We start from the raw sequence: 13,826 nt of genomic DNA, 5'->3' as shown, positions 1-13,826 counted from the left end.
TCATCCCCCTGCCAACATCTTGTAGTTGAGGTTGATGGCATTGGAGTAGCGTTCGTGCGCCTTGCGGGCCGCATCGCTCATGTCACGGATACCCTCGACGAATTCGCGTGCACCAGTAACCCATTCGCGATGCGCTTCGGTATATGCCTGCGCTGCCGCACTCTCCCAGCCAGTTCCGGTAAGCGCGGCCACTTTGTCATCGATCCCGTCGAGATGGTCGCTAATGAACCCAGACAACCCGGACAAGCGCGCCACGATCTCATCGAGATGATTCAAATCGACCGAGAACTGAGAGCTGCTCATGGTAGGTCCAAACTCGAAGTTTTCAGTGTCGATGCATTGCGGTCGTCGCCCGCTTGGTACGTGTCGGCAGTTATACCGAGTTTCTGAGCCATCACCGCCAGAGCAGCGATAATTTGGCTGCCGCCGTCGTGTACGTCGGTCCAGCCGCTGCCGAACTCAGCCGCTAAGTCCCCGGTCCAGGTTCCGTTGACCAGCGCGTCGACATCCTTTGCTGCCGAATCCAATGCCGACTTCAGCGCCGCGGCCAGCTCGTAGACGTACGTGCCAACTTCGCGAACTTTGTCCGGCACGACGGAGAGGTTCTGGCCAGAGGTTGGTGTCCCCCCATCACTCATACAGCCAAATGCTACCGATCCCGAGATCGAGTGTCGATCGTGCATACCGGCGGCACGGCGGCACGATGTAGGCGGCCACGTCAAAGCGCCGCACCGGTCAATCGGTCGCAGTGGGCTATTCGAGGTAGTCATCGTCGATGACCTCGATCCACTGCTCGACCATATGGCCACAACCACCGTTGCGGCGGTACGAATTGGCAGGCGGCGCAGGGTGACCGGCGTCGGTGAGGTGCGGCGGGTCAGGGGCACGGGGGAGGCGGCGGCCAGTGGTCAGGTCTTCGTAGCCGATTGCCAGTTCGGCTAACTAGACGGTCTCTGGTGCCCTCGTCTGGGTGGACCAAGTCATGATCGAACGCATGCTTCCGTCCGGCATGTTCAGCCCAGGACGATGCGCCCTGATCGACGCGGGATCGCCTATTTCGGGCAGGCAGCCGTATCTGTTCGCAGTGCACCCCCTTGGTTCTCCGATAGAGCTAGGGGTGCAGTGCTTTTCGTGATTGTCGATGGTCATGGCTCGAGGTACAACCGTTCGTTGGGGAGTCGTCGAAGCCCCGTGGTGTCACCGGAAAGCAGATTCACGGCATCGATGTAATGGCGTGCTCGATGTTCTGCAACGAACACAAGTGCCGCGGTCAGGCAGGCGGTGAAGTCCATCCGCAGCCCGTGCACGAACACACTCAGGTGCACGTCGGGCTCTCCTGGTCGTGGCGAAATGCGTTGGTGCTGTGAGGTCTGCGGGTTCATGGTTCCTCGATGTCATGAACGCTGGCCGGTGTGATCGTGATGGCGTCGGCTTTGTCGAGATCGGCGTCGGTGTCCGATATCCAGCCGTCCACTACCGGTCTCAGCACGCCGTCGCTGCCCTGGTATATCGGTGCGCTGTTGGTCGGAGCACGATTGAGCTTGTCTCGAGTGTCCGCGTGGAAGGCTGCGAGCAATGCCCGCACGGATGGGGCGATTTCGCGTCGTTGCGGCTGGATGTCGGACAACGGGCTAAGCCTGTGCTGGGGTGATCATGCGAACCCGGCTATGCCCCGCACATGCGCGGATCGAGTCGACCACGATGAGTCCGGAAGGCCGGAAGGTGCATCGTGGTGGTTCGATCCAGCGCCGGAACTCATCGGTGGGGCTGGGCAACGCGATGGTGCCGCCGTCACGGATAACCGAGGCGTTGAGCCGGAACATTTCGGCGAACAAGCGCACCTCGTCGGGCAGGTCGGGCCGGATAAGAAAGGTCCAACGGGCCGAGCGCGTGTGCGACAGGATCGGGCCAATTCCGCAGCCTTGCTTGTGCATGTGGGTCTTGACGGCTTGTCCGAGAGCGGTCGGCATCGACAGGCCCCACGCATGCGCCGCGCGCATGACGATGCGTCCGAGGTGTGGCGGGTCGATGCTCGCGGGCAGGTCGCACACCTGCCGGTAGTAGACACAGCGGGATGCGGGAGTGTCACCGAAAGCTATGTGATCCATCGGAGGACCTCTCGGTCGATTTCGTCTGTGCTCAGGCGGGTGGAGTTGAGGGGATCGGTGATTTCGTACGGTGGCGATTCGGCGGTCTTCCACTGGTTCAGCGCATTGGCGAAGAGTTCGACGAGATCGCCCGGCGCTGCCCAGTTTCGGACTGGTGGCCCGGTAAACGGAATGCGTTGTGGAAGTTCGTCGTTCGGCATCTGCCGGCCTCCCGTGTGTCGACTGCGGCTTGGATGCGCCCGGCCCCTGAGAAACGTCCTCGATGGGTGAAGTTAGGAGAGTTGTTCTCTCCGGGCGCATATCGAGCAGACCACCCCTTTCGACCTGGGTGGGTCACCCATTGGGCGACCCGAGAAAACCGCCCCATTTCCCCAGTAGGTCACCCATACTTGCAGGTGGGGTCACCCGTCGAAATGGAATTCCATCACCCAAAATCGTTGGAACACGTCACCCAAAAGATCACATGCTCAGCCCGACAGAATCGAGAGAAGTGAGCGATGAACGAACCTTTGATCAGGGGAAAGGTTGACGACGAGAGAGTGGTTGCGTCACCCAAGTCGACATCGAGTCCGCCCGATGAACCGATTGTGTCGGGCGTACCGCACCGCCAGCTGGGGCGCATACTGCGGGAGATGCGAAGCGAGACTGGCCTTTCAATCCTGATCGCATCGAGGGCAGTTGGCATGGGGTCCGGATCGCTGCAACGTCTGGAGAGCGGTCAAGCATCCAAGATTGACGATGCAAAGCTGACCAAGCTATGCCGTCTCTACCAGGGGATGGATCGGCTCGATGAGCTGAAAACCCTTGCAGCGCAGCGGCGGGAGCAAAGCTGGTGGGACGAGCGAACCGATATGCTGGCCCCAAGCTTCAGAGTTTATTTGGGGCTTGAAGCCGCCGCCGAACGACTCACCGTATACCGGCCGGACATCGTATCGAGCTTGTTTCAGACCCACGAGTACGCCGAGGTTTTAGACCGGATTTACTTCCGTGATGACCTCGCCGACGAGCGACGCCAAAGGATGGAGGTGCGCCGCAAGCGCTTGAACCTGATCAACCGCACCATGTCTCCGCTCGAAGTCGACTTGGTCCTAGATGAGGGCGTGTTGAGACGGATCGTTGGCGGGCCGAAGTTGATGAGTCGGCAGCTCCGACACCTTGCAGACATGCCACCAAACGTCTCGGTAAGGGTGCTACCCGACGGCGCCGGGTACCCAATGGGCAAAGCGGTCGATGCGTTCACTCTTCTCGACTTCGCTACGGACAGCACCGGGAAGGTGAAGGAGCCGCCAGTCGTGTACGCCGAGAGTTTCGCGGGCAGTATGCATCTCGAGACCCCGCGCAGCGTTCGCGCGTACCGGGACGCTTTCCGGGTGATCCAACGGGTAGCGTTGAACGTAGTTGAGAGCAAACGCCTGCTGAGGCGGGTAGCGAAGGAGTATGCGCCGTGAGCATGGACCTGTCTGGGGCACGCTGGTTCAAGAGCAGCCGCAGTGGGGGAAATGATAACTGTGTGGAAGTCGCGTTTTTAGACGGAGACATGGTCGGTGTTCGTGACTCCAAGAACCCGACCGGTCCAGCGCTGGTCTTCACCCCTGGCGAGTGGCAAGCGTTCACCGCTGGTGTCGTCGACGGCGAGTTCGAACGCCAGTAGACCTGCAATCCGAAGAGCCCCGTGCCTCCGTGGAAATTGAGGTGCGGGGCTTGTTGCTGCGTGGGGCGGTAAACCTCGACCGAGGTGATCGCCCACTTCGACGCGACGGCCTGAGCCCGCCATACACTCACCCGCATGACCGTGCACTTCATCGGGGCCGGGCCGGGCGCCGCGGACCTGCTGACCGTCCGCGCCGTCGAACTTCTGCGCACCTCCCCGGTCTGCCTCTACGCGGGCACCTATCTGAACCCCGAGGTGCTCGCACACTGTGCCCCCGAGACCGAACTGATCGATACCCAACACCTGGACATCGATCAGATCACCGAGCATCTGGTGCGTGCCCACCGATCCGGCAGGGATGTCGCGCGCCTGTGCTCCGGCGATCCATCGATCTACTCGGCCCTCACCGAACAGACCCGCCGCCTCGACGCACATGACGTCCCCTGGGACGTCACCCCCGGCGTCCCCGCCTACGCCGCGGCGGCCGCCCTGCTCGGCGCCGAGCTGACCGTTCCCGAACTGGTCCAATCCGTGGTTCTCACCCGCACCCAGGCCCGCTCGACGAAGATGCCGGAGTCCGAAGCCCTCACCGACTTCGCCGCTACCGGCGCCACCCTCGTCCTACACCTGGCCATCACCCGAATCCGGACGCTCGCGGCCGAACTTATCCCGAACTACGGCCCCGACTGCCCGGTCGCGGTAGTCTATCGAGCCAGCCAACCCGGCCAACTGATCCTGCGCGGCACCCTCACCGACATCGCCGACCAGGTCGAATCCGCGGGCCTGCGCCAAGCCGCCGTCATCCTCGTCGGCCGCGCGCTCGCACCGAATCCATCCTGCACGCAGTCGCATCTCTACGATCCGGCGCGCGACCGGCGCCGACCTTCGCAAGCGGTGTGAGATGGGTGACAGTCACCTAGCAAACTTGCGATGACGCCGCTGCCTGGGGTGATGTTTCCCGGCTATGGGAGCTGATTGGTCGGGCGGCGGGGGCGACGGTAGATTGTTTCGGTGATCAGCAGTGAACTTCCCGGCGGAGCCGGTCGGTGGGCAGCGGGCACGGTCGCGCCCATGTAACAAGGTCGGCCTGGCGGGCAGATAGTGCCAATGAACATTTTTGCTTGATTGATGAGAACTGAACGCGGGAACGCAGACGCCATGCTCGGATAGGTGCGCGTCCTGTACCGGTGTTCGTCGGGGAGCGCTTGCGTGGTGTTCCGGAAGCGAGGTTACGGGTTGGACCGGCTGGATTTCGGCGGAAACGGCGAAACTGGTGACACAGAGGCGGACGCGACGCAGGCTGCTGCGGAGTACTTTCCGCTGTCGCCCGCACAGCTGGGCATCTGGTACGCGCAGCATGTGGATCCGCAGGTCCCGATCAATATCGCGCAGTACGTAGACGTCCACGGCGACATCGATCGGCTCGTGATGCGGGAAGCCACCATCATCGCCTCGCGCGAGTTCGGCTCGGGCTTCCTGCGGATCGTCGAACGCGATGGTCAGCCGCTGCAGTACGTCGACTATTCGATCCCCGATTCCGACGATATCGGCTACGTCGATCTGCGGGCCGAGGACGACCCGGTCGCCGCGGCCCACGCCTGGATGCGCGCCGAGTACAGCCGTCCGTTGGACATGGTCAACGACCGCTTGATGATGAGTGCCGTCCTGCAACTCGGGGACCGGCACTGGTTCTGGTATTCGCGGGTGCATCACATCGTGCTCGACGGCTTCGGCGCAATGACGTACATGAAGCGGTTCGCCGATATCTACACCGCGCTGCTGAATGACGTCGAGCCGCCGCCGTACAAGGCCGTCGATCTGCACACCGTGTATGAATCCGAGCTGGCCTACCGCGACAGCACCCGCTTCCAGTCCGATAAGGAGCACTGGGCCCAGCGCGTCGCCGGGTTGGAGGACGGAACCAGCCTGGTCGGTCGGTCCGCGCCACCGGCACCGCTCAACGGGGTGTCGAGTGCGGCATTGTCCTCGGAGCAGGAGGTACTGCTCGCCGACGCCGTTACCCGCCACGACAACTCTCCTGCCGGTCTGCTGATCGCGGGCTTCGCCGCGTATCTGGCCCAGTTGACCGGTGCGCAAGAGGTGATCCTGAGCCTGCCGGTGACCGCGCGCACCACCGCCGCGATGCGCCGCTCCGGTGGTGTGACCTCGAATATCGTGCCGCTGCGGCTGCGGGTCGGATACGACACCACCATCGCCGAACTGCTGCGCTCGGTCACCGTCGAGGTATCGGGCGGGCTGCGCCATCAGCGCTACCGTCACGAGGACATCCGCCGCGACAGCGCGGGCACTGCCAACACCGGAAATAGTGTCGGCGCGGAGTTCTTCGGCCCGTGGGTCAACATCATGTTGTTCCACAACGAGGTCGTGCTCGGCGAGTCCCACGGCGAGTTCAACGTGCTCTCCACCGGCAGTATCGAAGACCTCGGTGTCAATTTTTATCAGTCGGCCGGCGGCACCCGCTCGCATATCGACTTCGAGACCAACCCGAACCTCTACACCGAAGCCGAAGCCGCACAGCATCATTCGCGGTTCCTGGAGTTCTTCGACCGGTTCCTGGCCGCGGACGCCGATGCCGTGGTGTGGGAGCTGCCGGCCACCACCGAGGATGAGCGGGAACTGTCCCTGGTGGAGTGGAACGACTCCGAGCAGGACGTTCCGGATACCACTCTGGCGGCGCTGCTCGATGCGCAGATCGAGCTGACCCCGGACAATATCGCGCTGGACTTCGAAGGCGCGCAGCTCACATATGCCGAGTTCGCCGCGCGGGTCAACCGGCTGGCCCGGTTCCTGATCGCCGACGGTGTCGGCCCGGAATCGCTGGTCGCGCTGGGCATGCGGCGTTCGCTGGACCTGGTGGTCGGCATGCACGCGGTGCTCAAGGCCGGTGGCGCGTACGTGCCGATCGACCCCGATCATCCGGCCGACCGCACCGCCTACATCCTCGAGTCCGCGGCACCGGTCTGTGTGCTGACGGTGTCCTCCGACGAGCTCGAGCTGCCCGATTCGGTGCGCCGGGTACAGATCGACACCCTCGACGTGTCGGCCTTCGATATCGCGCCGGTCACCGATGCGGATCGGCGGGCGCCGTTGCGTCCGGACAACACCGCGTATGTCATCTACACCTCGGGTTCGACCGGTCGACCCAAGGGTGTCGCGGTCACCCACCATGCGATCGTCAATCAGCAACTGTGGATGCTCGACGAATACCGCCTCACCGCGGACGACGTGTATCTGCAGAAGACCGCCACCACCTTCGACGTGTCGCTGTGGGGCTACTTCCTACCGCTGATGGTCGGCGCGAAGCTGATCATCGCCGCTCCCGACGGGCACCGCGATCCGCTGTATGTCGCCGATATGATCGAGCGGCACCAGGTGACCGTCACCGACTTCGTGCCCTCGATGCTGACGGTCTTCGTCGCGCACGTCACCGCCGCCCAATGCGCCACCCTGCGTGCGGTTTTCGTCATCGGTGAGGCGCTGCCGCCGGAAACCGCGGCAGGCTTCCGCGCGATCACGAGCGCCGGTCTGCACAACCTCTACGGTCCCACCGAGGCCGCGGTCTCGGTCACCTACTGGGAGGCCACCGCCGCCGATACCGCGACGGTGCCGATCGGTATCCCGGAGTGGAATGTCCAGGTCTACGTGCTGGATGCGCGGCTGCGGCCCGCGGCCGTCGGCGCGCCGGGTGAGCTGTACCTGGGTGGACGCCAGCTCGCGCGCGGCTACCGAGGCCGTCCCGATCTGACCTCGGATCGTTTCGTGGCCAACCCCTTCGGTACCGACGGCGAACGCATGTACCGCACCGGTGACCTGGTGCGCTGGAATGCCGCTGGCACGCTGGAATACATCGGCCGCACCGACTTCCAGGTGAAATTCCGCGGTCAGCGCATCGAACTCGGCGAGATCGAAACGGATCTGCTCGCCCACCCGGCGGTCAGCCAGGCCGCCGTCCTGGTGGTGGATACCGCCACCGGCCAACAGTTGGTCGCGTATGTGGTGCCCGCGCCCGGACAGTCCATCGAATCGGCCGAACTCACCAGGTTCGTCGCGGAGAAGCTGCCGAGCTACATGGTGCCAGCGGCGATCATGGTGCTGGCCGCGTTCCCGCTCAACACCTCCGGCAAGCTGGACCGAAAGGCACTGCCGGAGCCGGTCTTCAGTGCGGACGCCGCCGGATTCCGTGCCCCGCGTACCCAAGCCGAACAGATCGTCGCGGCCATCTTCGCCGATGTGCTCAGCCAGGAACGCGTCGGCATCGATGACAACTTCTTCGATCTGGGCGGCAACTCGCTGGTCGCCACGCAGGTGATGTCGCGGATCGGCGCGGCATTCGGCACCCAGATCGGGGTGCGTGCGCTGTTCGAGACCCCGACGGTGGCCGGTATCGCCGCCCGCGCCGAAACCGCGAGTCCCGCCGATGCCGCGCGGCCGCCGCTGGTCGCCCAGCAGCTGCCCGAGCGGGTGCCGCTGTCGCTGGCACAGCAGCGGATGTGGTTCATCAACCAGTTCGACTCCACGGTGCCCGCCTACAACCTGCCGTTCGTGGTGCGCTTGCGCGGCCAGGTCGACGTCGATGCGCTGCAGGTGGCGCTGACCGATGTGATGGCGCGCCAGGAGTCGCTGCGCACCATCTTCCCGGAGTCCGGTGACGGCGGCTACCAGCTGGTGCTGCCGATGGACGAGATCGATCTCGGTATCGAGGTGCAGTCGATCGATCCCGCCGAATTGCAGGGCGTGCTGGTCGAATTCGCCGCCACCGGATTCGATGTCGCCACCGAACTGCCGATCCGGGTGCGGGTCTACCGCGTCATCGGTTCGAATAACGGAACCCCCGACTACGCGGTCGCGTTCGTCGTACATCACATTGCGGCGGATGGTTTTTCGTTCGGTCCGCTGGCCCGCGATGTTGCCGCCGCCTACCTGGCCAGGGCCGCTGGCGAGGCCCCGGTGTGGGCGCCGCTGCCGGTGCAGTACCGCGACTACTCGCTGTGGCAGCGTGAACTGCTCGGCGCGGAATCCGATCCGGGTTCCATGGCGGCCCGCGAAATCGCCTACTGGCGTAGGGCTTTGGCCGGTCTGCCGGATCAGCTCGACCTACCCGCCGACCGCCCGCGCCCGCCGGTGCAGAGTTTTCGCGGTAGCCGGGTCGGCTTCGATATCGATGTCGATCTGCACGAGCGCATCGCTGCCTTCGCGCGCGCCCAAGGCGTCAGCGTATTCATGGTGCTGCACGCGTCGCTGGCGGTGCTGCTGTCGCGGCTGTCCGGCACCAGCGATATCGCCATCGGCACCCCGGTGGCCGGTCGCGGTGAGCAGGCGCTCGACGATCTGATCGGCATGTTCGTCAACACCCTCGTGCTGCGTTCGGAGGTCGACGGCAGCGAGGCCTTCACCGACTTCCTGACTCGCACGCGCGAGGGCGATCTCGCCGCATTCGCCTATGCCGATGTGCCGTTCGAGCGGCTGGTCGAGGTGCTCAACCCGACCCGTTCGCAGGCGCGGCATCCGCTGTTCCAGGTGATGCTCTCGTTCCAGGAGCTCTCGCACGGTTCGATGGAGCTGTCCGGCCTGTCGGTCACCGCCGATGAGCTCGAGGTCGATATCGCCAAATTCGACCTGCAGTGGACGGTCACCGAGGGACGCGGCGCGCACGGCGAACCCACCGGTATGTCGACCGTGGTGTCCTTCGCCACCGATCTCTTCGATGCCGAAACCGTCGCCGAATTCGGCCGCCGTTTCCTGCGCGTGCTCGAAACCGCCGTCACCGCACCGGAATCCGCGGTCCGCGATATCGATATCCTCGATGACGCCGAGCGCGCGACGGTGTTGCACGACTGGAACCGCACCGCCGATCCGGTGTCCGCCGCCACCGTGCTCGACCTGTTCGAAGAGCAGGTACGTCGGCGTCCGGACGAGATCGCCGTCGTGTTCGACGGCGGTACCCGCAGCGAAGGCGAGTTCGGCCCGCGGACCGAACTGACCTACGCTGAATTCTCGGCGCGGGTCAATCGTCTGGCCCGCAAGCTGATCGCCGAAGGCGTCGGCCCGGAATCGCTTGTGGCCGTTGGCATTCGCCGTTCGGTGGACATGCTCGTCGCCATCTACGCGACCATGGCCGCGGGTGGTGGCTATGTGCCGATCGATCCCGATCACCCGGCCGAGCGCACCGAATACGTCCTCGCCAGCTCGAATCCGGTCTGCGTGCTCACCACGACCGCCGATGATGTCGCCGCCGGCGGTGACCATCGGGTGTTCCAGCTCGACACCCTCGACCTCGCCGACTTCGACGACGCGCCGGTCACCGATACCGAACGCCTTGCGCCGCTGCGGTCTTCGAACACCGCCTACGTGCTCTTCACCTCCGGTTCGACCGGCCGACCCAAGGGTGTGGCGATCAGCCATGCCGGTGTCGTCAACCAGATCGCCTGGATCACCGGTGAATACGGCATCGACGCCGCCGATGTGATCCTGCAGAAGACGCCGGTCACCTTCGACGTGTCGGTGTGGGAGCTGTTCGGCACCCTGGCGGTCGGCGCGCGCATGCTCATCGCCGCGCCGGACGGTCACCGCGATCCGATGTACCTGTCGGAGATCATCGGCCGCCACGGGGTCACCATGACCTCGTTCGTGCCCTCGATGCTCTCGGTCTTCGCGGGGGCCGCGTCCGCGGACGAATGCGCTTCGCTGCGTACGGTTCTCGTCGCCGGTGAGGCGCTGCCGCCGGCCACGGTGACCGCATTCCGGCAGTTCTGCGGTGCCGCCGTGCACAACCTGTACGGTCCGACCGAATTCACCGTGCACGCCACCGCCTGGCATATCGATGAGGTCGCGCCGGCCACGGTGCCGATCGGCCGCCCGGTGTGGAATGCGCAGACCTATGTGCTCGATGCGGGCCTGAACCCGGTGCCGGTCGGCGTGCCCGGCGAGCTGTACCTGGGCGGTGTCCAGGTGGCCCGCGGCTACCACGGCCGCCCCGATCTGTCGGCGGAGCGGTTCGTCGCCGACCCGTTCGGCGCACCGGGCGCGCGCCTGTACCGCACCGGCGACCTGGTCCGCTGGACCGCGCCGCAGAATCCGGCGACCGGGACCACCGGTGTGCTGGAGTACATCGGCCGCACCGACTTCCAGGTGAAATTCCGCGGCCAGCGCATCGAACTCGGTGAGATCGAGACCGCGCTGCTCGAACATGCCGCGGTCACCCAGGCCGTCGTGCTCGTCATGGACACCGTTGCCGGCGATCAGCTGGTCGCCTATGTGGTCACCGCGGGCGGCGCCGCCGATATCGATGACATCAAGAACTCGCTGCACCGCACCCTGCCCTCGTACATGGTGCCCTCGGCGATCGTCGGCCTGGACGCGTTCCCGCTCAACCCGTCCGGCAAGCTGGACCGCAAGGCGCTGCCCGCGCCGGTCTTCGAGGTGCGCGAATTCCGTGCGCCGACCACCCCGATCGAGGAGATCGTCGCCCAGATCTTCGGTGAGGTGCTCGGCATCTCCCGGGTCGGCGTGGACGACGACTTCTTCGAACTCGGCGGCAACTCGCTGATCGCCACCCAGGTCGCCTCGCGCCTGGGCATCGCGCTCGACACCCGGGTGCCGGTGCGCATGCTGTTCGAGGCCACCACCGTGGCGGCGCTGGCGTCGCGGGTGGAATCGCATGCCGGTGACGGCGCGCGCAAGGCGCTGGTGGCCAGGCAGCGGCCCGAACAGGTGCCGCTGTCGCTGGCGCAGCAGCGTATGTGGTTCCTCAACCGGTTCGATACCGAATCGGCGGTCAACAACATCCCGGTCGCGATCCGGCTGTCCGGTGACCTCGACGTCGCCGCACTGCAGGTCGCGGTCATCGATGTAATCGACCGGCACGAATCGCTGCGCACCGTATTCCCGGAGACCAAGAACGGTCCGGTGCAGCGGATTCTGGATGCGGCACAGATCGTTCCGGACCTGACGCCCTACCGGGTCACCGAGGAGACGCTGGTCGAGCATCTGGTCGACCTGGCCTCCATGGCCTTCGACGTCACCGATGAGGTGCCGCTGCACGCCCGGCTGTTCGAGATCAGCGAATCCGAATATGTGCTCGGTATGGTGGTGCACCACATTTCGGCCGACGGCTGGTCCATGGGACCGCTGGCCCGCGATGTCATGGTGGCCTATGCCGCGCGCACGTCGTGGGAATCGCCCGCCTGGTCCGCGCTGCCGGTGCAGTACGCCGACTACGCGCTGTGGCAGCGCGAGGTGCTCGGCTCCGAGGGCGATCCGAATTCGTTGATCGCCAGCCAGATTCGCTACTGGACCGACGAACTCGCCGGTCTGCCCGACGAATTGGTGCTGCCATCGGATCGTCCGCGTCCGGCGGTCGCCTCCTACCGGGGTGGCACCTACGCGTTCGTGATCTCCGCCGAGACCCAGCGCGCGCTGATCGACTTGGGGCGCAAGCACAATGCGTCGCTGTTCATGGTGATGCACAGTGCGCTCGCGGTGCTGTTGGCGCGGGCCAGCGGTACCGGCGATATCACGGTCGGCACCCCGGCCGCCGGTCGTGGTGAGGCCGCGCTCGACGATCTGATCGGCATGTTCGTCAACACTCTGGTGCTGCGCACGGATGTGGACGGCTCCGCCAGTTTCGCGGATCTGCTCGCGCAGGCCAGGGAAACCGATCTGCATGCCTTCGCACATGCGGACCTGCCGTTCGAGCGGCTGGTCGAAATCCTGAACCCGGCTCGCTCGCAGGCGCGGCATCCGCTGTTCCAGGTGATGCTGGCCTTCCAGAACACCAGACAGGCCAATCTGGAACTGCCCGGACTGTCGGTCAATGGCATCGACTACGACGCCAGGCTGGCCAAGTTCGACCTGCAGCTGACCCTGCAGGAGACCCAGGAGCTGGGTGAGGCGGCTGGTATGGCGGCCGAATTCTCCTATGCACTCGACCTTTTCGACGAGGCGACGGTGGCGGCGTTCGCACGGCGCCTGGATCGGGTGCTGGCGGCCATCATCGCCGATCCGACGGTGCCGGTCGGCGATATCCAGCTGCTCGACGCCGACGAAACCGCGCTGGCGCTGACCGGCTGGAACGACACCCGGCGCGATTTGCTGCCGCGTCGCCAGCCCGGACGCTCCCCGCGTCGTTCCGGCGCTCGCCGGGGTGACGCGGCTGGGCTCACTCTGGTGGGCGAGTTCGCTGCGCAGGCCGCCGCCACGCCGGATGCGGTCGCGATCGTGGATCCGGCCTCCGGAACCTCGCTGACGTATGCCGAATTCGGTGCGCGCGTGCACCGGTTGGCGCGTCGACTCATCGAAGCCGGTGTCGGTCCGGAAAAGCTGGTCGCCCTTGGCCTGCGGCGTTCGGTCGACCTGGTGGTCGCGGCGTACGCGGTGCAGGAAGCGGGCGGCGGCTACGTGCCGCTGGACCTGGACCAGCCGACCGAGCGGATCAGCTATGTGCTCGAGTCGGCGGCACCGGTCTGCGTGCTGACCAACTCGCGCGACAACTTCGAGAGCGGCGGTCTGCCGACGCTGTCCATCGATGAGCTGGATCTGTCCGGGTACGCGGACGAGCCGGTCACCGATGCGGAGCGGATCGAACCGCTGCGGGCGCAGAACACCGCGTATGTGATCTTCACGTCGGGTTCGACGGGTCGCCCGAAGGGTGTTGCGCTGCCGCATGCGGCTGTGGTGAACCAGATCCGTTGGATCACTGGTGAGTACGGCATCGGTGCCGATGATGTGGTGCTGTTCAAGACCCCGGCGACGTTCGATGTGTCGGTGTGGGAGTTGTTCGGCCCGTTGTCCACTGGTGGTCGGATCGTGGTGGCGAGCCCGGATGGGCATCGTGATCCGCAATATCTGGCGGAAGTCATTGCCGCTGAGCGGGTCACCATGACCTCGTTCGTGCCTTCGATGCTGACTGTGTTCGCGGGCAGTGTGGATGCTGCCGGTGGTGCGGCGTTGGAATCGCTGCGCGCTCTGCTCATTGCCGGTGAGGCGTTCACCGGTGATGCGGTCGCGGCCATTCGCCGGGTCAGCTCCGCCGAGCTGTACAACCTCTA

Annotated in this window: 10 protein-coding genes; 4 read left to right on the top strand and 6 right to left on the bottom strand. The window is 65.2% G+C overall.

What is annotated here, in order from left to right; translation table 11 throughout:
• The 6 genes from ABZ293_RS25355 to ABZ293_RS25330 all read right to left on the bottom strand — a co-directional run bounded on the left by ABZ293_RS25355 (nucleotide 1) and on the right by ABZ293_RS25330 (nucleotide 2,308).
• Nucleotides 1-303, bottom strand: coding sequence for a WXG100 family type VII secretion target (locus ABZ293_RS25355; RefSeq protein WP_355184467.1), 303 nt, complete (start codon nucleotides 301-303; stop codon nucleotides 1-3).
• On the bottom strand, nucleotides 300-638 hold the full coding sequence (locus ABZ293_RS25350) for a type VII secretion target (RefSeq protein ID WP_355184465.1): 339 nt from the start codon (nucleotides 636-638) through the stop codon (nucleotides 300-302). Before ABZ293_RS25350 ends, ABZ293_RS25355 begins: the two co-directional genes overlap by 4 nt.
• A 507-nt stretch (nucleotides 639-1,145) precedes the next feature.
• The gene (locus ABZ293_RS25345; RefSeq protein ID WP_355184463.1) at nucleotides 1,146-1,325 is read right to left on the bottom strand and encodes a hypothetical protein; all 180 of its coding nucleotides are present in this window, start codon (nucleotides 1,323-1,325) and stop codon (nucleotides 1,146-1,148) included.
• A 53-nt stretch (nucleotides 1,326-1,378) separates the two neighbouring features.
• The gene (locus ABZ293_RS25340) at nucleotides 1,379-1,627 is read right to left on the bottom strand and encodes a hypothetical protein (RefSeq protein ID WP_355184461.1); all 249 of its coding nucleotides are present in this window, start codon (nucleotides 1,625-1,627) and stop codon (nucleotides 1,379-1,381) included.
• A gap of 4 nt (nucleotides 1,628-1,631) precedes the next feature.
• A complete protein-coding gene (locus ABZ293_RS25335; protein ID WP_355184459.1) occupies nucleotides 1,632-2,108 on the bottom strand; it encodes a DNA-directed RNA polymerase subunit beta in 477 nt (158 codons plus the stop codon).
• Nucleotides 2,096-2,308, bottom strand: coding sequence for a hypothetical protein (locus ABZ293_RS25330; RefSeq protein ID WP_355184457.1), 213 nt, complete (start codon nucleotides 2,306-2,308; stop codon nucleotides 2,096-2,098). The genes ABZ293_RS25335 and ABZ293_RS25330 overlap by 13 nt, the downstream gene beginning before the upstream one ends.
• 297 nt (nucleotides 2,309-2,605) lie before the next feature.
• Here ABZ293_RS25330 and ABZ293_RS25325 point away from each other — a divergent pair, with 297 nt between their 5' ends.
• The 4 genes from ABZ293_RS25325 to ABZ293_RS25310 all read left to right on the top strand — a co-directional run.
• Nucleotides 2,606-3,556, top strand: a complete 951-nt coding sequence (locus ABZ293_RS25325) for a helix-turn-helix transcriptional regulator (protein ID WP_355184455.1) — start codon at nucleotides 2,606-2,608, stop codon at nucleotides 3,554-3,556.
• The gene (locus tag ABZ293_RS25320; protein ID WP_355184453.1) at nucleotides 3,553-3,759 is read left to right on the top strand and encodes a DUF397 domain-containing protein; all 207 of its coding nucleotides are present in this window, start codon (nucleotides 3,553-3,555) and stop codon (nucleotides 3,757-3,759) included. The genes ABZ293_RS25325 and ABZ293_RS25320 overlap by 4 nt, the downstream gene beginning before the upstream one ends.
• Before the next feature lie 135 nt (nucleotides 3,760-3,894).
• Entirely contained in the window at nucleotides 3,895-4,659 is a 765-nt protein-coding gene (cobM, locus tag ABZ293_RS25315; protein ID WP_355184451.1) for a precorrin-4 C(11)-methyltransferase, read from the top strand.
• Nucleotides 4,660-4,968: 309 nt separating this feature from the next.
• A partial coding sequence (locus ABZ293_RS25310; RefSeq protein ID WP_355184449.1) for an amino acid adenylation domain-containing protein occupies nucleotides 4,969-13,826 on the top strand: 8,858 nt, incomplete at its 3' end.

It is taken from the genome of Nocardia sp. NPDC005998 (genome assembly GCF_040614395.1).
Taxonomy (GTDB): Bacteria; Actinomycetota; Actinomycetes; order Mycobacteriales; family Mycobacteriaceae; genus Nocardia.
The sequence above is the reverse complement of the archived record's forward strand: the minus strand, read 5'-3'. Positions and strand labels throughout refer to the sequence as shown.